Genomic DNA, 20,247 nt, shown 5'->3' with positions numbered 1-20,247 from the left:
GTCCGGTGCCTGGCCTGGCTGCCCCCTCCCCCGGGTGCCGGGAGGTTAGGGGTCCGGGGTCCGGGGTCCGGGGTCCGGGGTCCGGGGTCCGGGGTCCGGGGTCACCGGGATGGTGGCCGGCGGGTTGTGCGCGGCGTGGTGTGGGGGCGGGCGGCTGTGTGCCGCGGGGCGGTCGGCCCGAGGGTCGGCCGCCCCGGGGGTCGGCCAGCCAGGGGGCGACCCCCGGGGCGGTCGGCCCGAGGGTCGGCCGCCCCGGGGGTCGGCCAGCCAGGGGGCGACTGGCCGGGGGGCGGCCGGTTCGTGGCGCTGGTGTTCGGGTGCCACGGACCGGCCGGTTTGCGGGCAGGGTCAGGGTCGGTGCGCGGCCTGGGCGAACTGGCCGGGCTTGCGTCCGGGACCGGACGGGCCCCGGTAGGCCTGGGCGATGTCGAGCCACTGGTCGGCGTCCGGTCCGGTCGCGGTGAGCGCGAGGTCGTCGCGGTGCCGGCGGCGGGTCGCGAGCAGGCACAGGTCGACGGCGGGGCCGGTGATCCGCTGCTCGGCGTCGGGATCGCCGAGTGTCCATACGGCGCCGGAGGGGGCGGTCAGGTCGAAGCGGAACCCCTTGCCGGGCTGCGGCAGGCCGTGGGATTCGTAGCCGAACTCCCAGGTGAGGGCGGTGAATTCGGCGACGTGCCGGATCCGGTCGGTGTACTGGCGCTTTTGTTGGAGGGTGTCGGCGACGTCCTGGCCGTGCGCGAACATTTCCATCATGCCCGCCTTCGCCAGCACCGCCGCCGGTATCGGGCGGACCAGCCATGGCACCAGCTGCTCCAGGGGCACGGCGTGAAGGGCGCGTTCGGTGGCGGTGCGCTGGGTCTGCCAGGTGTCCAGGAGCCGTCGGCCGTCCAGGGCCAGATAGGGCTTCAGGCCGTTGTTGACGGCCTCGTCGAAATTGGTGATGGCGGCGGTGAACGCCGTGAACCCGGCGGGGTCGGCCGCCGCTTTCTCGGCCATGGCGAACACCATGGCCAGGTGGCCGATCTGGTGCCGGATGGTCCATCCCCCGGCCGGTGTCGGCCGCGCCCACTGGCTCTCGTCGGCATCCACGAGCAAGGAGTCCAGGGCGTTGCCCTCTTCCACCAGATCGCTGAGGACATCGTTGTGCTGTGTCATGCCTCGTTCCTCTCTCCGGGCGGCTTGTCGCGGGCCCAGTCTGCGGCGCGGGGGGCGTGGGCTACTTCTTTGCCCGTGCTGTCGGCGTCCCGCCCGCCCCTGGCGCAACCACAGAGAAGCCATGGGCCTTCGAGGGTGGCGATGATGGTGCGACCATCGGGTCGTTCGTGGAGGCGATTGTGGCGAAGGCTCTGAGATCGCTGAGGCGCATCGTGCTGGCGCCCGACCTGGCCGAGGTGTCGTTCGCGCGGCGCGGCTTCGCCCCGCTGCCCACCGGCCATGCCGCCGCCCGTCTTCAGGACGTCCCGCGCGCCGTGGTGTGCGGCTTCGAATGGGCCATGGAGGCGAGCGGCACCCGGGAGGTCGCCGACCGGCTGGAGCTGCTGGACGCCGAGCAGCGCGGCTTCGGCTACGAGGGCGCCACGATGGCGTTCACCATCACGGACGTGATGGGCCGCGGGCAGCGCACCCGGGAACTGCTGGACGGCCCCGGACGCCCGCACATCCTGCTCGCCTACATCGGTATCGGCTTCGCCATGGCGCGCCTGCCGCGCGTCCTGTGGAAGAAAGTCCTGCCCGATCTGACCGGGCAGCCTTTCCATCCGGTGATGAGCTGGCTCGCGGTGGACGGCTACGGCTTCGACCTGGCCTTCTTCCACACCCGCCGCTGGGTGGACGAGCAGCGGGTACCGGCGAGTTACCCCTGGCAGGGCGCGCCCGACTACTTTCCCCGCGCTGTCGACCAGGGCATCGGCCGCGCCCTGTGGTTCATCCACGGCGCCCGGCCCGAGCGGGTGGAGGCGGCGATCCGTTCCTTCGCCGGGCACCGGCGGCCGGATCTGTGGAGCGGTGCGGGGCTCGCCGCCGCGTTCGCCGGCGGCTGCGGGGCGCAGGAGTTCGACACGCTGCGGCGCCTGGCCGGCGCCCATGCCCCCGACCTGGCCCAGGGGGCGGTGTTCGCGATCCGCGCCCGCGATCTGGCCGGGTACGTGCCCGGGCACACGGCCGTCGCCGCGAGTACGCTGACGGGTCTTTCGGTCCAGGCCGCGGTCAAGCTCGCCGACGACAGCGCCGTCACCGATGACGCCGCGGGGCCGGTGCCGGCCTATGAGCAGTGGCGGCGTGCGGTCCACGCCCACTTCCGGCCCGAAGGGGCCATGAGCCGGTGACGACCTCGGTCGCAAGCCAGAAAGCCAGCCGACGAAAGGGGAGAGACATGCCAAGCACCATGGGCAGGCTGCGGCGCCGGTTGCTGACGCCCAGCGTGAGCCAGACCCTGCTTCACACCCGCGGCTTCCACGACAAGACCCCCGAGGCCACACAGCTGCTCGAGACGATCGGCGGCCGGTTCCTCCAGGGGTACGGCCACGCCATGGCCGCCCGCACCACGACCGAGGCCGAGGCACACCTGGAGGCGATACCGGAACGGTTCCGCGGCTTCGCCTACGAAGGCGCGGGCATGGCGTACGCCGTCCTGGACGCCATACCGGGCGGGGGCAAGGGCGGTGTCGAGCGGCTGCTGGCCGGTCTGGGCGGCGCGCACGTCTACATGGTGTACGTCGGGATCGGCTGGTCGATGGGCCGGCTGCCACGGCGCTGGTGGGCGGATGTCGACGTACTGGACCCGTTGCTGCGCTGGCTGGTGCTGGACGGGTACGGCTTCCATCAGGCGTACTTCCGCACCGACCGGTACGTGCGCCAGAAGTACCGCGATGAGCACGTCGCGTGGCCGGCGCATGACTTCCCGCAGTACACCGGTAGGGCGATCGACCAGGGCATCGGGCGTGCGCTGTGGTTCGTGTGCGGTACGGACCCCGGTGTCGTCGCCGCGACGATCGAGGATTTCCCCCGCGAGCGGCATTCCGATCTGTACAGCGGTGTGGGGCTGGCCGCCACGTACGCGGGAGGCTGCGACGAGGAAGAACTCGCGGCGCTGTGGAAACACGCGGGGCCTCACCAGGGCGCGCTGGCCCAGGGCAGTGCGTTCGCCGCGGAGACAAGGGTCCGCGCCGGGCTGATGGTCCCGCACACAGGGGTGGCGACACGCGTGCTGTGCGCAATGGAACCTGAGGACGCCGCCCGCCTCACCCAGGACCTCCGCCCACCCACAACAGCGGCGGCAACGGGCACGACAGGACCGGGCGGAACAGGACCGGCCGGGACAGGACCAGGCGGAACGGGGCCGGGCGCGACAGGACCGGCCGGAACAGGACCGGGCGGAACGGGGCCGGCCGGGACAGGGTCGGTGGGTTCGGTGGGGGTGGGGGTGGGGTCGGTGCCGGCGTACGAGGTGTGGCGCCGAAGCATCGCGGAGCGGATCACCGCCGGGACGGAACGCCGGTGAGCGGCGTACCGGCGGCGGCGCCGCGGGTGTTCCCCTCGCCGCCGCTGCGTGCCGCGCCGTCACTGCTGCGGCAGCTGGCCGGGGACCGGCTGGCGATGATGACGGCCGCCGCCGGATACGGCGACGCGGTACGGCTGCCGCTCGGCCCGAAGACGCTGTACTTCTTCAACCATCCCGATTACGCCAAGCACGTGCTCGTGGACAACGCCGCGAACTACCACAAGGGCATCGGTCTGGCCCAGGCCCGGCGGGCTCTCGGGGACGGTCTGCTGACCAGCGAGGGTGAACTGTGGCGCCGGCAGCGCAAGGTGATCCAGCCCGCGTTCCAGCACCGAAGGATCGCCGCGCAGGCCGGAGCGGTCGCCGAGGAAGCCGCCGCGCTGGTGAAACGGCTGCGGACCTTCGAGGGGCGCGGGCCGGTGAACCTGACGCGGGAGCTGACGGGCCTGACGCTGGGCGTGCTGGGCCGGACGCTGCTGGACACCGGCCTGGAGGATTCCGACGATCTCGGTCACGCCTTCGAGGCCGTCCAGGAACAGGCCATGTTCGAGATGATCTCCATGGGCGTGGTGCCGATGTGGATCCCGCTGCCCCACCAGATGCGCTTTCGGCGGGCCCGGGTACGCCTGCAACGGGTAGTGGAACAACTCGCGGCACAACGCATCGCACGCGGCCGGACCGGCCAGGGCGACGACGCCCTCTCCCGGCTGATCACCTCCGTACGCGAAGAGCCCGACCCGGCAACCGGCCGGCGGCGACTACGGGACGAACTGATCACCCTGCTGCTGGCCGGCCATGAGACGACCGCGTCCACACTCGGCTGGACCTGCTACCTGATCGACCGCCACCCCGAAGTCCGCGAAAAACTACGCAAGGAAGCGCTGGAGGTCCTGGGCGAGGACCGGCTCCCGCAGTACGAGGACCTGCGCCGCCTGACGTACACGGCCATGGTCGTCGAGGAAGTCATGCGGCTGTATCCGCCGGTGTGGATCCTGCCCCGCCAGGCACAGGCCGCCGACGAGATCGGCGGCTACCGCGTCCCGGCCGGCGCGGACGTCCTGATCTGCCCCTACACCCTCCACCGTCACCCCGAATTCTGGGACGCGCCCGGGCAGTTCATCCCCGAACGGTTCGCACCCGGACAACGCGGCGAGCGCCCACGGTACGCCCACATCCCCTTCGGCGCGGGCCCACGGGTATGCGTCGGCAGCAGCCTGGGACTGATGGAAGCCGTGTTCGCCGTGGCACTGCTGTGCCGGGAGGTGTCCTTGGAGAAGGTAGCCGGGCAACGAGTCGTCCCGGAACCGATGCTGTCACTGGGGGTGCGCGGCGGACTCGAAGTGACCGTCCGCACGCTGCGATGAACAGCGGGATGCGATGACATGCCGCGCAACGCAGCGCAGCGCGATGCGATACCGGATGCAAATGCAGTGCCGCATGCAGTGCCGCGCCGTGCGGTACCGGGCGCGGTGCCGGGTCGGGTGCGGTACCGGGCGCGGTGCGGTACCGGGTGCAGTGCGGTACCGGGCGCGGTGCGGTACCGGGTGCAGTGCCGCGTGCGGTGCAGTACCGGGTCGAGTGCGGTACCGGGCGCGGTGCAGTGCCGGGTGCGATGCGGTGCCGGGTCGGGTGCAGTGCCGCGTGCAGTGCAGTGCGGGGTGCGGTGCCGCGTGCAGTGCGGAGTGCGGTGCCGCGTGCGATGCGATGCCGGGCGCGGTACCGGGTCGGGCGCGGTACCGGGTCGGGCGCGGTACCGGGCGCAGCTCGCGTCCGGCGGCCGTGGCGCGCGCGGTGCCCCGGTGGTCGCCGGGTGGGGTGTCCGCGGTGACGGTCACGGCGAACGGCACGTCGGCCCGGGTCCTGGCCGGCACGGTGACGGTCCGCGCGGCGAAGGCCACCGGTACGCCCTCACCCGCGGAGTCGTACGGTGAGCGGCGCCCGCCCGGGTTGCGGTACCGGATGCAGTGCCATGCGGCACCGGGCGCGGTGCGATGCCGTACCGAGTCGGGCGCGGTACCGGGCGCGGCGCGATGCCGTACCGGGTCGGGCGCGGTACCGGATGCGGTGCAGTGCCGGGTGCCGGGCGTAGTACCGGGTGCAGTGCGGTACCGGCTCGGGTGCGGTGCAGTGCACTGCGATGCAGTGCCGGGTCGGGTGCAGTGCCGCGTGCGATGCAGTGCGGTACCGGGCGCGGTGCGATGCCGTACCGAGTCGGGCGCGGTACCGGGCGCGGCGCGATGCCGTACCGAGTCGGGCGCGGTACCGGATGCGGTGCAGTGCCGGGTGCAGTGCGGAACCGGGCGCGATGCGGAACCGGATGCGATGCGGAACCGGGCGCGATGCGGTACCGGGCGCGATGCGGTACCGGATGCAGTGCGGAACCGGGCGCGATGCGGTACCGGATGCAGTGCGGAACCGGGTGCAGTGCGGTACCGGGCGCGGTGCGGTGCCGGGTGCGGCGGGGTGGGTGGCCCGTCGCACCCGGTGCGGTCAGCGGACGGCCGGCACGAGGCCTTCCTCGAAGGCGGCCGACCGTACCCGCTGCAAGGCCAGCAGCACGGGCGGGTCGAGAGGGCTCGCCCCCCGCAGCCGGAAGTCGACCGGGACACGGGCCGCCCGGGGAGCGATCTCCAGCGGGCCGACGGACCCGACATGAACGGCCTGGCTGCTGTCGGTGAGCGCCTCATGCGCCACGGCCGGCACCGAGTGCCCCAGGAGATACCACGTCCCCACGGGCACGTCCCGTAATTCGAAAGGACCGGGACAGGTTAAGACCGCACAGCTGACGGGCTTCCCCTCGGGAATTCGAGTGGGAAACAAGCCAAGGAATATGAGGCCCGGATAGGAGGCGACCGGAGCGCCCACCGAACCGCATACCGCTCCACCGGTCTCACCCTTTTTCGCGGCATCCACCCTGCGCACGAAACCACCCACCCTGCGGTACACCGAAGGCGACAGTCCGACACTGCTCGCGAAACGCGAGCTGAAAGTCCCGACACTGCTGTAGCCGACGGTGCAGCTGATTTCGGTGACGGTCATGCTGGTGGTAAGGAGGAGACGCTTCGCTTCCTGGATCCGCAGAGCGGAGAGAAACCGCCGAGGCGAGATGCCCGTGATCCGGTGGAACTCCCGAGAGAAGTGAAACTTGCTGTACATGGCAACGCGTGCCATGTCATCGATGCTCAGAGACTCGGAGAGCCTTCGTTTCATCTCCTCGATCGACCGCTCCACCGCCTTCTCGATGCCGGCGACCGCACACCCTTCACTACCCATTCTTCCTCCGTAGTCGAGACCAGAATCCGAGTACCAGAACGTGGGCCGTGGCGCATGCAGCGACCATCTCACTCAAACGGAAGTAGCTTCGCCGAATGTATTATTAACGGCACTCTACGCTCCGATCAAGCGTACCCGTCATGTTTGCCGCATACACACCGCGGGAATACATCAGGATTCCGCCAGGGGCGTTGCGACCGCAATGACAAAGATGCTGCGGGCCGCCCGGGCAGTCGATAATCGACATCAGTAGCACCCAATGAACATTCCCTCCCCCTCCGACCAGCCCATGGATGCTTTTGCGTCCCGCAGGCCGAAAAGGAGCAGCGATGCGACGGGATCAACCAGGCCCTAAACAGGACACAATCAGCACTCTGGAGGCGTTCGCCGACACGATAGTCCCCGGCGAGAAGCGAAATCCGGACGACTTCGCGATCGCGGGCGCCACAGACGGCCCCGGCGCCGTAGCGGCCGGCGCGCTTGAGCTCCTGCAGAACCCGGCCACCGGCCTGTCCGAATCCCTGGACGAGTTCGCCCGCGCCCTCAACGCCCACGCCCAGGCCCACACCGACCAAAACGCACTCCACCCCACCACCAGCCCCAGCCCGGGCACCAGCCCCAACACCGGCACAGGCACTGGCCCTGGCGCCGACCGCCCGGCCTCCGGCACAGGCACAGGCACTGGCCCGGGCACAGGCACAGGCACTGGCCCGGGCACCGACACTGGCACTGGCACTGGCACTGGCACAGGCACTGGCACAGGCACAGGCACTGGCCCGGGCACCGACATCGGCCCCGGCACCGCCGACACCAGCCCCGGCACCAGCCCGGACACCGGTTCCGGTCCCGGCTCCGAAGCCGGTTCGGGGCTGCCGCCGTTCGTGGCCCTGTCCTACACCGAGCGGACCCGCCTGGTGACGGTGCTGACCGCGCCGGGCCATCCCGAGCGCGACATCTGGGTCAGCCTCGCCCTGTTCAGCAACATGGCCTTCGACACCGGCGCCCACCTGCACACCACCGAGGCGATCGCCGCCGGACACCCGGGCCTGGCCGCCATGGGCTTCGCCCCACCCGGCGCCGACGGACTGTGGCGCTTCGACGCCTTCTCCTACGGCCGGCCCCTCGCCCGCCTCCACCCCGACACCACGCACAACGGGAGCCTTGCATGAGCCCCACCGAACGCACCGAACAAACCGACGTCGTCATCGTCGGAAGCGGCTTCGGCGGAGCCATCCCCGCCTACCACCTCGCCGCCGGCGGCGCGAAAGTCACCGTCCTCGAACGAGGCCCCTGGCTGGAATCCACCGACTTCGAACACGACTTCCTCCTCGGCTCCTCCTACACCCGCATCTTCGACTTCGTCGTCGGCGACGGCATGAGCCTGCTCGGCGGCAACTGCGTCGGCGGCGGCAGCGTCGTCTACTTCGCCGCCATGCCCCGCGCCCCACGCTTCGTCTTCGAACGCACCGGCAGCATCGGACGACGCATGTGGCCCGCCTCCATCACCCGCGACACCCTCGACCCCTGGTACGACAGAGTCAGCGAATCCCTCCCCGTCACCACCCAGACCTGGGACGACGTCACCTACGCCGGAGGCCTCTTCGCCGCCGCCTGCAACCACGCCGGACGCACCGCCAACCCCGTCCCCACCGCCGTCGACCGCGCCAAATGCACCAACTGCAACTGGATGATGGCCGGCTGCCGCTTCGACGCCAAACGCTCACTCCTGCTCAACTACCTCCCCGCCGCAACCGCCCACGGCGCCGAGATACGCCCCCTGCACGAAGTACAAAAACTCAGCCGCACCGACAACGGCCGCTACCGCGTCCACTACAACATCATCGACGACACCGACTACCGCAAACACACCACCAACCACACCATCGACGCCAAAATCGTCATCCTCGCCGCCGGCGCCGGCGCCACCCCCGTCATCCTCCAACGCTCCGAACCCGACCTCGGCCCCATGCCCCACGCCGTCGGCCGCTACTTCTCCGGCAACGGCGAACGCCTCAACACCGCCGTCATCAACGAAGAACGCGCCCGCGACCTCCTCGGCCTCGACCGCGGCAACAACACCGCCTACCACGCCAACCAAATCGGCAAAGGCCCCGTCGTCGCCAGCTGGGACAACCTCGACGGCAACCTCCCCGAACACTCCCGCTTCTCCCTCGAACAGCTCTACTTCCCCCCCGGCTTCGGCACCATCCTCGCCCAAGCCCACAACACAAACGGCGCACCCACCTGGTTCGGCACACAAAAAACCGAACTCGTCCGCCAATGGCAATCCTGGCTCACCATCTTCACCATGGTCGAAGACGACAACGAAGGCACCTTCGGACCCCCACCCCCCACCGGCAACGCCCACCGCATCTCCCAACAAATGCTCGGCCACGGCCCCATCCACTACCGCCCCACCGCCAACACCCTCCGCGGCTGGACCGAATCCGACGCCGTCGTCAAAAACATCCTCGAACGCGACGGCCTCGCCCAAGTCACCCCCTGGACCAACGACGTCGTCGGCGCCTACACCGTCCACCCCCTCGCCTCCTGCCGCATCGGCGACGACCCCCACACCAGCGCCCTCAACGACCAACACGAACTACGCGGCCACCCCGGCATCTACGTCACCGACGGCTCCGCCATCCCCGCCGCCCTCACCGTCAACCCCGCCCTCACCATCAGCGCCCTCGCCGAACGCGCCATCCCCCACATCACCCAAACCCTCACCAACCAAGGCACCCCCACCACCTACGGCGCACCCACACCCACCTATTGATCAGAAACGCATTTGGTTCATTCGTTGAGGGTTGCCCCGTGTCACCGGAGTTTGACGAGACTCATTGGAGTTTGACCACCCGGCATTCGTCTCATCGGACCTTGACGTCGCAGGTCACGTACGGTGCGGGCATGATTGAGGGTCTTCCTTCCGACGTTGACGTGCCCGGCGAGATGCTGCTCGCTGGCTCCTTCGCTGTGGTGCCCGAGCGGCTCACGGAGCTCTTTCAGAGTGGCCACTGATCGGGTGACGGGCCAGCGTCCCGCAACCCACGAGGTTCCCGTGCCGTTGAGAGAGACTCGACGTCTCAACTCAACAGCACAGGAGCCCCGTTGGTCCCGTCCTGCCGCACTCGACCTGCCTCATGCTCTGGTCGAGTGGGTATCGATGCTCATCGTCACCCGTGAGGGTGACCGACGCTGCAAGCTCCCGCCCCACCAGCGCGCCCTCGTCGGCCTGGTCTACCTGCGCCGGCACGACACGCTCACGCAGATCGCCGCCGGCTTCGGCATATCCGTCGGGACCGCCCACGCCTACGTCACGGCCGTCGTCGATCACCTGTCCCGCCGGGCACCCGGTCTGCTGCGGGTCCTGCGCGAGACGGATCCTGATCACGTCCTGCTCGACGGGACGCTCGCCGAGTGCGACCGGGTCGGCGACAGCCGGGCCGAATTCTCCCAGAAGCACCGCCGTCACGGCGTGAACGTGCAGGTTGTGGCCGATCCCACCGGCAAGCTGCTGTGGATCTCACCCGCCCTGCCCGGCCGCACCCACGACCTGACCGCGGCCCGCACCCACCGCATCATCCGGATCTGCGAACGCCAGGGCGTTCCCGTGCTCGCCGACCGCGCCTACATCGGGGCCGGCCCCTGGGTGACCACGCTCATCAGACGGCTTCCCGGCCAAGACCTCACCACAACCCAGCGGGCGATCAACCGAGCCCTGTCAGCGGCACGAGCACCGGTCGAACGAAGCATCGCGCGACTCAAGTCCGGGCAGATCCTCCGCCGGGCCCGCTGCAGCCCCAACCGGATGACCGTCATCGCCGCAGCCATCCTCACCCTGGCACGTCAACGCTGATGAATCTCATTGCCGTTCCAGGGTGAGGACGGATTGGCAATGGCCGTCATCCAGTTGGGAGCCGTCTCACGACCAGACAAGTCGACCTTCGGTGAACCGACAGACCGGTGAGCTTCCATCGGCGATCCTCGTCAGCGTCTCCGCCACGGAGTCGAAATACTGGGCCATCGATTCGTACTCGCCCGTGACCGTGGGGGCACCCACGAACCAGCTGCCGACGCGCCCGTCCCGCACATCGATGAACTTTCCCATCCAGCCGTCCTGGTCCGACAGGAACGGGATCCACTCATTCCGCCAGAACGGGTAGTCCGGCTGGTCCGGAGGGTCGAATCCGCAGGACGTGGAGCGGTTCGCGTAGAGCCTCTCCATCGCCCGGATGCCCAGAAAGAAGCTCCCCTCGTCGGGGAACCCGTCGAAGCCGCAGCATGCCACTTCGTCGTCGACGTCTCCCTCTAGCAGATCCAGATTGTTCTGCAACAGCCACGTCCGCAGGTCCCCATGCAGGGAGATCCCCATCCGTTCCTCGGCTGCCGCGAGCATCTGCTCCGTAGCGGGCCCTGGCAGATCTGCGTGATCGGCCGGCGCGTGCTCCCGAAGAAGACTCATCACACGCGACCAACTCTCAGTCACACTCATCGCCCTCTGCCCTCTGTCCTCTCTACAGGGATGTCTCCGTCCGACTACGCCACTGTGGAGGTTGGGAAGTATCGGCCGGAGAACCTTGCAGGGATGGTACTTCGAGCGTGTGTTCCATCCCTCCCCACGATCATCTTCCGGCCCGAAGCGCAGGGTCGGCCCCTCAGCGAAGTGACCGCCCTCGACTTTTCACAGACAACCCACTGTGCCCGGCGGGCCCAGCCGAGGAGCTTCCCGGATCAAGCGAGGGCCACGGCGTCACCCTGGGGTGGCGAAGCTGAAAACGCTCACGGTCTCGGGGTTGCCCCGTACTGAGCGGCTGACGTCGGCGTCCGACTGCCTGATCGATCGGTTTCCGGATGATGGCTGCTGGTTCGGCACGGCGCAGGAGGCACTCGCGGCCTGCCTGCCTCTCCAGTTGCCCGTGGAGGCACGCTTGTACGCCCTGCTGGTGCCCTCCGAACATGTCGGCGGATTCGTCGCCGACATCCGCGCGGCCGGGACGGACGAGCCGGTGCTGCTCTCCCACCTCGACAGTCAGGGCGCCGGCGAGGCCGCCCAGGAGGTGGCCGAGGACGGGCACAAGCTCGGCTGGGAGGTACTCGGCTACGACTTTGGCCTGCTCCACACCTGGCTCTGCAACGGCCTGTACGAGGAGGGCAGGCTCCACCTCGGAGTGGATACCGATGAACGCGGTCTGCTGCCCGACCGGCGGGCTGCCCTACGAAGCGCCGCCTGGGCGAACACTCGTGGAGACACCAAGCCAGTCACCTGGTTCCCTGGCGCCCGGATCGAGTGGGACACCCCGATCGAGAGCGGCCTCGGCCCCGTCAGCGCCGAGACCCCGGCGCCCCTGCACAGCAGCCCTGGTGGGGCCGGATCCTCTAGCGCGCCTGAACCTCAGGCCGAGCCCGATATCGGCACCGGTCAAACTTCGCTGAGTAGGTGTTTTTGAACCTGGTCCTGCTCTGATGCGGAAGACGCTGTTGTCCTGGATCAGGCCTACCGCCGCTTTGCTGGCAGTGCCTCGCACTAAACTCCCGCTGCGTGACCCATCCCACCCACCGCACTGCCGCGGATGACGACGCGCTGCTGGAGAGGCTTCACGCCCTTGCATGGGGTGCCGGAGGTGTGGTCCCGTACCCCACCGTCATGCCGAAGGGGCCCTTCCCACCGCTTGCTGCGGCCGACGTCGAGCGCGCGGAACGGAAGATTGGGTATCGCCTGCCCGACCTGCTCCGGCGCATCTACACCGAGATCGGTGACGGCGGATTTGGACCAGAAGGCGGCCTCGCGTCGCTGACAGAGGGCCGCCGACCGCCCGGGTATCTGGCGGACTGGCATTGTGCGCTGACCGTCCACGACCAGCGCCCCGGCTGGGCACCGCCGAGGTCGTGGCTCTACCTTACGGGCGGCGGCTGCACCATGGAGTGGTACGTCTCGCTGATAGCGGTCGACCAGCCCGTACTGCTCTACGACGCCGACGGCTGGGAGCCGGACTGGGGACAGGAACCTCACGACGGCCTGCGTTACGCGGCGTCCTCGCTGCGCCACTGGCTCTGGACCTGGGCAGACGGAGGCAACGTCTGGGACGAAGCGCTGCAAGTAATCGGTGAGGACTGAGCAGCCAGAAACGTACGTCACCCGTTGGCCCGACCGATCAGGGAAGAAGAACGACGACGGCCCGAAGGGCGACGAGCGGATTGGATCAGACGGGCCGGGGCTTCCTCGTCCATCCGGCTGTGGGCCCTTTGCGGGTGAGGCGACGGGTCATGACGGTGATGAGTGCCCAGTTCAGGTGGGCTTCAGAGTGCTGTGGGAGGCGCTCGTAGTCGCGGACGTTACGGCGGGCGTTCATGACCCATCCGATGGTGCGTTCGACTTTCCAGCGGCGGGGCAGGACGACGAAGCCCTTCGCGCCGCGGGGGCGGGAGACGGTTCGCAGGGTTATCCAGAGACGGTCGTCGGCCCAGTTCACGAGCTGGCCGGCGTATGCGGAGTCGGCCCAGACCTGGGTGATCTGCGGCTGGGTGAGGCGCAGGCGCCAGAGGAGTTCGCGGGCGGCGTCGCGGTCGGTCATGCTGGCGGGCGTCACCGTGATCATCACGGGCAGGCCGAGGGTGTCGACGGCGATGTGTCTCTTGCGACCGTTGATCTTCTTCCCGGCGTCGTAGCCGCGGGTCTTGCTGCCGACAGTCGCGGCGCCCTTCACGCTCTGGGAGTCGACGATGAGCGTGACCGGGTGCGGGCAGCGGCCCTTGACCGTACGGATCCGCCGCCGCAGCTGATCACGGATGAAGGCCACCACCCCGACCCGGTTCCACCGCCAGAAGAACCCGTAACACGTCTCCCACGGCGGGAAGTCCGCCGGCAGGGCCCGCCACTTCGCGCCGTTGTCGACGATGTAGCGGATCGCGTCGACGATGTCCCGCCGCGGCCACTTCTCCGGGTGCCCGCCCGTCCTCGTCTGGCAGGCCGGCACCGGTAGCAGGGGCTCGATCAGGGCCCACTCGGCGATCGTGGTGTCGGAGGGATAGCGGCTGCGGCGGCGCGAGGAAGCGGGCATCACGGGCTCGTCAAGGAGTTTGAGGTCGGGCTACCGGGTGAGCTGGGCCAGCGTCGCGCGGACGCCAGTGAGCTGGGCGGCGGCGAGCTGGGCCCACTCGTCGTCGGGGTAGCGGGCCAGGTGCGGGTCGAGCGTCCCGTGATCATCCGGGTGAGCCGGCTCAGGATCTGCTGGAACTGCTTCTTCTCATACTCGATCCAGTCCGCCGGGTCCTCGGAGAACATGTAGCCGTCCCGGCGGCGCCAGATGATCGGGGTCAGGTGCTCGGCTGCACCGACGTCCCGCAGGTGCCGGACCCCTCGCGCGACCTGCGACTTCGTCAAGCGTGTCGCGGAGACGAGCTGTCTGGTCTGGAGGCCGGCGGGGCGGGCTTCCATGAGGGAGACGCGGACCAGGTCGCCGTAGTGCTCGGCGAGCGGCCGGGTCTGGCGGGCCACGGCTACTCGCCCTTGAGGAGCTTGGCGAGCTGCTCGTCCAGGGTGAACTCGCCGTTGTCGACCGCCGCCTCCAGCCACTCAGCCGCCGCTCTCACCTTCTCGATCCCGCGGCGGACGGTCTCCCGCTCATCCTCGGTGAACTCCTGACCCCGAAGTCGCGGAACCAGCCGCCCGAGCGTGGCGACGTACTGGTGGCAGGAGCCGACCAGGTCCAGGTACTCGATGGTGTGCTCGATCTTGCGGACGGCCGGGGTGCGTTCGCGGATCGTTTCCCTGACCTGCGCGGAGTTGTCGAACTGGGCCCGGTTGACCAGGAACCGGGCCGTGTCGTCCCGCATCGTCTCCCGTGCGACCGTCGGCCGCCGCAGCAGATCCGTAGTCACCGTCTTGGCGACCTCGTCATCCCGGGTCAGCTCCTGGACCACACGGACACGCTCGGCCGGCGGGAGCTGGGCCGTGGCCGTCGGCCTGCGCAGCAGATCGGCCGAGACGATCGCGGCAACCTCCTCGTCCCTGGTCAGGTCGGCGGCGGCCCGGACCTTCTCCTCGACCGTGACCGGCCGCTCGACCCGCTGTCCCACCAGGCGCTTCGCGGCGTCCGGGGTCCACCCGCGCCGACCGGTCCGCTGATTGAACGGCGCGTCCTCGATCGCCGCCCACCGCTCGGACTCGTCCGAGACCGACGCCAGGATCCGGTGGACCGTGAACGACACGTCGTCCTTCCTCTTCACCACCGGCCAGCGAGATGCGGTCCACCGCCAGTCCTCCACCGTCGACTTCGCGACCCCGATGTCGTCGGCGAACAGCGCGAGCGACTCCTCGACCGTGAACAGGTCATCCGTGCCGTTCGGCATCGACCCACCCACCGGCCGTATCGGCTCGATCTCCAGCGCCTTGTCGCCCAACGAGAACTGGGCCCTCGAAACCTGCGCGATCAGCTCCCGCGCTTCGGCGACGAGCTGTTCGTAACGCGACCTGGTGACGTTCCCTACCCGCTCCGACACGATGACCACCACCTCACCTCCGGGCCGGGCTCGATCACTGGCACTGACCGATATTGGGGAGGCTCCGGCCCAGGTCACTCCACCGTGACGGGCCCCGGCACGACGGGGCAGAGCGTGAAACGGGGGCGCTTGAAGCCACCATCAACAGCTGCCGGAAGCCGGTGAACAACGGCCGTGGCCGGTGGTGGCGGCGAGGCGTTCGGCTACGGCGTTTCCGCAACGTCGTTCCGTGACGCCGCCCGCTAACGGCATGCTCGCACCCGGCACCGCGACGAACAGTAGACGGCAGACCGCGACCGCTCGACCCCCACCGTCCAACCTCGCCCGCAAACCGGACACTCCGCCTGCTCGCCCCGCCGCATCGCGACCACCCGCTGCCGGGCCCGCTCAAGCCTTCGCCACCGGCGCGACCTGCACCGACCCGAACAGAACACCGCCTCCGCCGCCATCGACGACGCAAGCGGATCACCACACTCCCGGCAGTACCGCCGGCCCACCCCGCCAGACGCCACAAGCCAGATCATCCAGCCGTACACACCCCACGACCAGAGTTCAAAAACACCTACTGAGAACGGTCGAACGTCGCGTAGGGGACGTGGGGCCGCCGAAGTAGCCGCGGATGTGGGGCTGGCGTTGTCGGCGGCGGAAGAACCTGCAGGTTCCGGCGGCGGGTTCGGCCTGGTTCCTGGCCCGGTGGGTGTGGGACAGACTGCGTTTGAGGTCGGCGTTGACCAGCTCGTCCGGGTTCAGCTCGGGTGAGTACGAGGGCAGGAAGGGCAGCTCGATCTCGTCGACGTGCTCGGCGAGCCATGACTGGACGGCCTTCGAGCGGTGGGCCGACTGCCGGTCGACGACCAGGTGGACCTTTCGGTCGAAGTGCCCGACGATCCGGGCGAAGAACCGGCACATGACCTTCGCGTCGAACAACTCGGTGAAGACCATGAGGTGCATCCGGCCACGGGTGCTGATCGCGGACATCGCGTTCACAGAGAACCGGGTTCCGGTACGGCGGACGATCGGAGTCTGCCCCTTGGCGCCCCAGGTGCGGCCGGTGACCTGGTCGGGCCCGATGCCTACCTGGTCGGCGAGTCCCGGCCGCCGGCCTGCCATCTCGCCCACCAGTTGTCCACGGCCTTGACCGACATCCTGAACAGGGCGGCAACCTCCACCCGGTCCCGGCCTCCGTCAGCGCTGACACCGCCAGCAACCGCACGGCCGCCTCCTGCGCGTCCGGCGACCAGGTCCGCGCGTCCCCCGCCAGATCACTCACGCACCGTCAACGAGCCTGAACTCAACGCCTTTCGGATCAATAACACCCACCGATACCCACACAAATAGAACCGCCGTCATCCGTTCCACGGCGCGGTCGGGAACCAGATGTACTCGAACCTGCCGAGGATACGCAGAGTCCAATAGACGAAGGTGAAGACACCGGCGACCAGGAATGCCGAACCGGTCAACGTCGCAGCCCTGCCGGGCTTTGCCGCGAGCCAGCGCTGAAGCCGCCCGCCCACACCGTAGGACAGGACGAGGAACAACACCGCCATCACCAGCACGTTGCCGATGGACTGCAGAGAGAAGGCGACCGCCCCGTACAGCGGATCATGGGTGACGGCGGCGTGCCGGAACAGACTCCGGAACAAGGGATACGGCCGCCCGATAAGGAACGCGCCGGCCAGTGCGCCGGTCAACACCAAAGGTGCGTTCCGAAACCGCCGGGAAACAGAAGCCAGCGGATCGCTGACCACACCCAAAGCCGCCAGACCCAGAACCGTCATGATCAGCCCGATCACACCGAAAGTGATCATCGCCTGAACGATCCGAGGAGAAATCCCGCCGGCGACGCCCCCGGAAGTCGAAAACTGCGGCATACCTGTCCCGGCCAACCCCACGATCACCCCGTACACAGCCGAGACAGGAATCATCCCGACAGCCATCCACCCCAACGGCCTGACCGTATGAAGAAACCGGCTCCGTCGCGACGCGCTCCGCCCGACCAACGGCCCTACAGCCCCGAAGACCGCGATATTGCAGGCCGTGAACGTACCGGCCAAGCCAGTAACGAACGCGAACACCACCCCCGCAGCCACACCCGCGATCGGCGTCGTCTCGGGGTTGTGCCCCAACAGCGTGTCAGCGGTCCTGAACCCTATTTCATGATCAACGAACTTGGCAGACCACGCATAGGCGATAAGGACGCCACCGATCAGGCTGAGGAGGACGATCAGCCCCCGCCTCCGCGGGAAACTGCCCGAAACGAACAACGACGTAGGACGTAACCCAACAGACACCGACTCCGCGGCCGTCTCTCTCACGCGAATACCCTCCTCAAGCCCGGCGCACCGACATCACGCCAGCCGAGTGTGGACGACCACCACAGCAAAAACCACTTCCCCCTTGCCCTGCTCCAAACAGCTAGCAAGTACGCGCGACAACGCACCCCCGCCCGGCAAACACCGCACACCGAAAGATGTCAACCCATCAACAGCGGTGCGAACATGACGGCCCTTCGGCCGCCAAGCAGTCGAAGATCGACGCCGAAGAGAGGCACTTTCATGCCGAATTGGAACCCGTCGTCCCCCACCCTCAACCGCCTGACACCGGGGGACGAACCGGCAGCGGAACACTCACCACACCACCACGCCACCAACGCCTGAACCGCGGCCAGATGCGCATCTCCGAACTCAGCCGGCACGGCGGAGTCACCGTCGCGACCATCAAGTACTACATCCGAGAGGGACTACTGCCCCCAGGCACACCGACCGCAACCACACAGGCCGCATACGACAACCAACACCTCCGCCGACTGCACCTCATACGTGCCCTGATCGCCACATGCGGACTTTCGGTAAACACCACCAAAGAAGTGATCCTCGCGCTGACCGACAACGAGAGCGCGCAATCCGGCCACACCATGACCATCGCCCTCGACGCGATCCGCCACCCCCACCAACCGACCCCCGACACCGCACAATTCGCCGAAGTCGACGCGCTCATCCAAGACCTGGGCTGGCACATCCACAACACAGCTCCCGCACGCACCGCTCTCGCCGACACCCTCACAGCACTACACAGACTCGGCATACCCCTGAACCATCAAACACTCCTGACCTACGCCAAGCTCGCCGAACAAACCGCAACCACGGACCTCGAACAACTCACAGACCTCAGCAACCCTCAGGAACACGCAGAACACGCACTCCTCCTCACCATCCTCCTCGAGCCAGCCCTAATAGCCCTACGCCGAATGGCACATCAGCACCACCACACCAACCAGCCCGAAACCCACAACGAACACCCCCAAGGAACCCGCCGACACCACACGATCAGCGACACAGAGGAAACCACACACAGCACCACGCCCCTACGAACACCCCGACAGACACCACACAACACCCCACACAGCGACCTCGAGCCACTCCAAAACACCGAATGACTCGCCCTAGCCCGCGCACCGCGACAACCACCAGAAAGCCCCACAGAACCGGATCCAGGGCCACTCGACAACACGTCCGCGAACCACACGCAAAGACAACGCCACACCACAAACCGCGTCCCCACCACAACGGGAACGTCCCGCTTCCGCCAGGAGTACCGGCCGCCGCGGCACGAGGGGGTGGATGTCGCTTCAACGCCGGCACGGGTCCCGAAGACGCCGGCACTTCGACTGCGCCCCCGAACAGACCAAGCCGGACGCGGCGGTGGCCTCCCCCATCGAGCTCCGTCGCACGGCTGGACACCCACCGGCCCCGGCGCTCGCACGCTCAACGCACCCCGGGCACCTCACCGGCGTGTCCGGGACGAACAGCCACGCCGTGCCTCCAGACGCCAGAGTCCGAACCTGATCTCCCCGCCACCCCGGCCCGTCCCGGACTCCCCCACCCGCCGACCGCCTCACACGAACACGCTCCAGGGAACGCCCACCGAGCCTCGGTCAGGATGTGTGGGGTCACGTGAAGCCCCGTTTCTGGGCGGGCGGGCCCGGGCTGTCCGGTGCCCCGCTGCAGCGGCGTGGCCGTGCAAAGCTCTCGATCACCGTCGACCGCCCAAGGCAGGATCCCGACGCTGCCGGACCGAAGCCAGTCAAACCGGTGCGGCTCGTCGCCCAGTCATTCCGTTGCCTCGGCCCAGAGAGTGCGAGATTGGCGATCCTCGATGTGGCCAGGCAGCACGCCTCGTTGCCGGAGGATGGCGATGCGAAAGACACCGGCCGTAGCCGAGCCGCCCAGGCAAGGAGCTGGAAATGACCGTCGAGGCGCTGCGGGCCGAGGTGGTCTGACGCGTCGATGGCCCCCGCCGGGGAGCGAAGTCGAGCCCGAGGTCTTGGAGTTCGCGGAGCGGCGTGGACGCGGAACGGCCAGCCCCGGGTGCAGGGCTGATCTGACCTTGCGTGATCAGTCGGGGAGCACGGCACCCCCAGCCACGCGGACCTTCCTGACGCAGGCCTCGTCGAAGGCGGTCAGACCGAGCGAGCGATTATCGGTGAACAGCCGGTACTCCATGACCACGGTCCAGCCGCGCTTCTTGAATACCCCCTCGACCAGGTCGACCGTGCCGTCCGCGGCTGTGCGCTCCTTCCGCTTGCGGGCCTCCGTCCACCCTCGTCCGGTCAGCGCGTCCGCCAGGGCGTTGGTGCGGGCTACGTCCAGCGTGGCGGCGGCCGTGTCGAACCCCTTGTAACTGACGGTGCAGTCGCCCAGGGTGCCGATCTGAAACTTCGCGTCCATGCGTGCCCAGTCTGGATCGTTCGGCGGGGCCCCGACATCGGCGGTCACGTCGGCGAGCACGATGCGCATCTTCGCCTTGGTGATCGGCCCGGAGTCCTCCGGCCGCGCCGTGGCCGAGGCAGCGGAGGTCGCGGACACTCCGCCCTTCTCCTGCGTGCCACCCGCGCCCCCACAGCCGGTGACGCCAAGCATCACTGCCACCATGCCGGCGGCAGCCCACCCCACCCGGTTCATCAGCATCCCCTT

General features: G+C 68.7%; 17 protein-coding genes and 2 pseudogenes. 10 read left to right on the top strand and 9 right to left on the bottom strand.

Annotated features, from left to right (window positions below):
* Positions 1 to 348 precede the first annotated feature (348 nt).
* A complete protein-coding gene (locus tag ACIBG6_RS36305) occupies positions 349 to 1,155 on the bottom strand; it encodes a TIGR03084 family metal-binding protein (RefSeq protein WP_399227016.1) in 807 nt (268 codons plus the stop codon).
* Positions 1,156 to 1,334: 179 nt separating this feature from the next.
* Here ACIBG6_RS36305 and ACIBG6_RS36300 point away from each other — a divergent pair, with 179 nt between their 5' ends.
* The 3 genes from ACIBG6_RS36300 (at position 1,335) to ACIBG6_RS36290 (ending at position 4,863) form a co-directional block, all read left to right on the top strand.
* A complete protein-coding gene (locus ACIBG6_RS36300) occupies positions 1,335 to 2,324 on the top strand; it encodes a DUF1702 family protein (RefSeq protein ID WP_399227015.1) in 990 nt (329 codons plus the stop codon).
* 47 nt (positions 2,325 to 2,371) lie between these two features.
* The gene (locus tag ACIBG6_RS36295; RefSeq protein WP_399227014.1) at positions 2,372 to 3,499 is read left to right on the top strand and encodes a DUF1702 family protein; all 1,128 of its coding nucleotides are present in this window, start codon (positions 2,372 to 2,374) and stop codon (positions 3,497 to 3,499) included.
* Positions 3,500 to 3,594: 95 nt separating this feature from the next.
* Positions 3,595 to 4,863 (top strand): cytochrome P450, encoded by a 1,269-nt coding sequence (locus ACIBG6_RS36290; RefSeq protein ID WP_399227119.1) that lies wholly within the window; start codon positions 3,595 to 3,597, stop codon positions 4,861 to 4,863.
* A gap of 1,126 nt (positions 4,864 to 5,989) precedes the next feature.
* Here ACIBG6_RS36290 and ACIBG6_RS36285 read toward each other — a convergent pair.
* Positions 5,990 to 6,772 carry a helix-turn-helix transcriptional regulator gene (locus tag ACIBG6_RS36285; protein WP_399227013.1) on the bottom strand — a complete coding sequence of 261 codons (783 nt, stop codon included), beginning with the start codon at positions 6,770 to 6,772 and terminating at the stop codon, positions 5,990 to 5,992.
* Positions 6,773 to 7,065: 293 nt separating this feature from the next.
* Here ACIBG6_RS36285 and ACIBG6_RS36280 point away from each other — a divergent pair.
* The 4 genes and pseudogenes from ACIBG6_RS36280 to ACIBG6_RS36265 form a co-directional block, all read left to right on the top strand.
* Positions 7,066 to 7,347 (top strand): annotated as a pseudogene (locus ACIBG6_RS36280) (DUF5987 family protein); the annotation flags it as partial.
* A 294-nt stretch (positions 7,348 to 7,641) separates the two neighbouring features.
* Positions 7,642 to 7,941: pseudogene (locus ACIBG6_RS36275) on the top strand (DUF5987 family protein); the annotation flags it as partial.
* Positions 7,938 to 9,551 carry a GMC family oxidoreductase N-terminal domain-containing protein gene (locus ACIBG6_RS36270; RefSeq protein WP_399227012.1) on the top strand — a complete coding sequence of 538 codons (1,614 nt, stop codon included), beginning with the start codon at positions 7,938 to 7,940 and terminating at the stop codon, positions 9,549 to 9,551. The pseudogene ACIBG6_RS36275 and the gene ACIBG6_RS36270, both read left to right, overlap by 4 nt.
* Positions 9,552 to 9,938: 387 nt before the next feature.
* Positions 9,939 to 10,631, top strand: coding sequence for a transposase family protein (locus ACIBG6_RS36265; RefSeq protein WP_399227011.1), 693 nt, complete (start codon positions 9,939 to 9,941; stop codon positions 10,629 to 10,631).
* A 66-nt stretch (positions 10,632 to 10,697) separates the two neighbouring features.
* On the opposite strand, the gene ACIBG6_RS36260 is transcribed toward ACIBG6_RS36265, so the two are convergent.
* The gene (locus ACIBG6_RS36260; protein WP_399227118.1) at positions 10,698 to 11,237 is read right to left on the bottom strand and encodes an SMI1/KNR4 family protein; all 540 of its coding nucleotides are present in this window, start codon (positions 11,235 to 11,237) and stop codon (positions 10,698 to 10,700) included.
* Between the two features lie 298 nt (positions 11,238 to 11,535).
* Here ACIBG6_RS36260 and ACIBG6_RS36255 point away from each other — a divergent pair, with 298 nt between their 5' ends.
* Positions 11,536 to 12,222: a hypothetical protein gene (locus ACIBG6_RS36255; protein WP_399227010.1), complete on the top strand. Its 687-nt coding sequence runs from the start codon at positions 11,536 to 11,538 to the stop codon at positions 12,220 to 12,222.
* 92 nt (positions 12,223 to 12,314) lie between these two features.
* Positions 12,315 to 12,890 carry a hypothetical protein gene (locus ACIBG6_RS36250; protein WP_399227009.1) on the top strand — a complete coding sequence of 192 codons (576 nt, stop codon included), beginning with the start codon at positions 12,315 to 12,317 and terminating at the stop codon, positions 12,888 to 12,890.
* 85 nt (positions 12,891 to 12,975) lie between these two features.
* On the opposite strand, the gene ACIBG6_RS36245 is transcribed toward ACIBG6_RS36250, so the two are convergent.
* The 5 genes from ACIBG6_RS36245 to ACIBG6_RS36225 all read right to left on the bottom strand — a co-directional run bounded on the left by ACIBG6_RS36245 (position 12,976) and on the right by ACIBG6_RS36225 (position 17,589).
* Complete coding sequence (locus ACIBG6_RS36245) at positions 12,976 to 13,833, bottom strand: IS5 family transposase (RefSeq protein ID WP_399227007.1); 858 nt, start codon at positions 13,831 to 13,833, stop codon at positions 12,976 to 12,978.
* A complete protein-coding gene (locus ACIBG6_RS36240; protein ID WP_399227006.1) occupies positions 13,833 to 14,270 on the bottom strand; it encodes a hypothetical protein in 438 nt (145 codons plus the stop codon). Before ACIBG6_RS36240 ends, ACIBG6_RS36245 begins: the two co-directional genes overlap by 1 nt.
* 2 nt (positions 14,271 to 14,272) lie before the next feature.
* Positions 14,273 to 15,274 carry a DUF6192 family protein gene (locus ACIBG6_RS36235; protein WP_399227005.1) on the bottom strand — a complete coding sequence of 334 codons (1,002 nt, stop codon included), beginning with the start codon at positions 15,272 to 15,274 and terminating at the stop codon, positions 14,273 to 14,275.
* A 552-nt stretch (positions 15,275 to 15,826) separates the two neighbouring features.
* Entirely contained in the window at positions 15,827 to 16,384 is a 558-nt protein-coding gene (locus tag ACIBG6_RS36230; RefSeq protein WP_399227004.1) for an IS630 family transposase, read from the bottom strand.
* A gap of 236 nt (positions 16,385 to 16,620) precedes the next feature.
* Positions 16,621 to 17,589: a hypothetical protein gene (locus ACIBG6_RS36225; protein WP_399227003.1), complete on the bottom strand. Its 969-nt coding sequence runs from the start codon at positions 17,587 to 17,589 to the stop codon at positions 16,621 to 16,623.
* A gap of 353 nt (positions 17,590 to 17,942) precedes the next feature.
* Here ACIBG6_RS36225 and ACIBG6_RS36220 point away from each other — a divergent pair, with 353 nt between their 5' ends.
* Complete coding sequence (locus tag ACIBG6_RS36220) at positions 17,943 to 18,710, top strand: MerR family transcriptional regulator (RefSeq protein WP_399227001.1); 768 nt, start codon at positions 17,943 to 17,945, stop codon at positions 18,708 to 18,710.
* Between the two features lie 958 nt (positions 18,711 to 19,668).
* Here the strand turns inward: ACIBG6_RS36220 and ACIBG6_RS36215 are convergent.
* The gene (locus tag ACIBG6_RS36215; RefSeq protein ID WP_399226999.1) at positions 19,669 to 20,241 is read right to left on the bottom strand and encodes a hypothetical protein; all 573 of its coding nucleotides are present in this window, start codon (positions 20,239 to 20,241) and stop codon (positions 19,669 to 19,671) included.
* Between the last annotated feature and the right edge of the window lie 6 nt (positions 20,242 to 20,247).

The organism is Streptomyces sp. NPDC050842, assembly GCF_044456565.1.
In the GTDB taxonomy this organism is placed as follows: Bacteria; Actinomycetota; Actinomycetes; order Streptomycetales; family Streptomycetaceae; genus Streptomyces.
The sequence above is the reverse complement of the archived record's forward strand: the minus strand, read 5'-3'. Positions and strand labels throughout refer to the sequence as shown.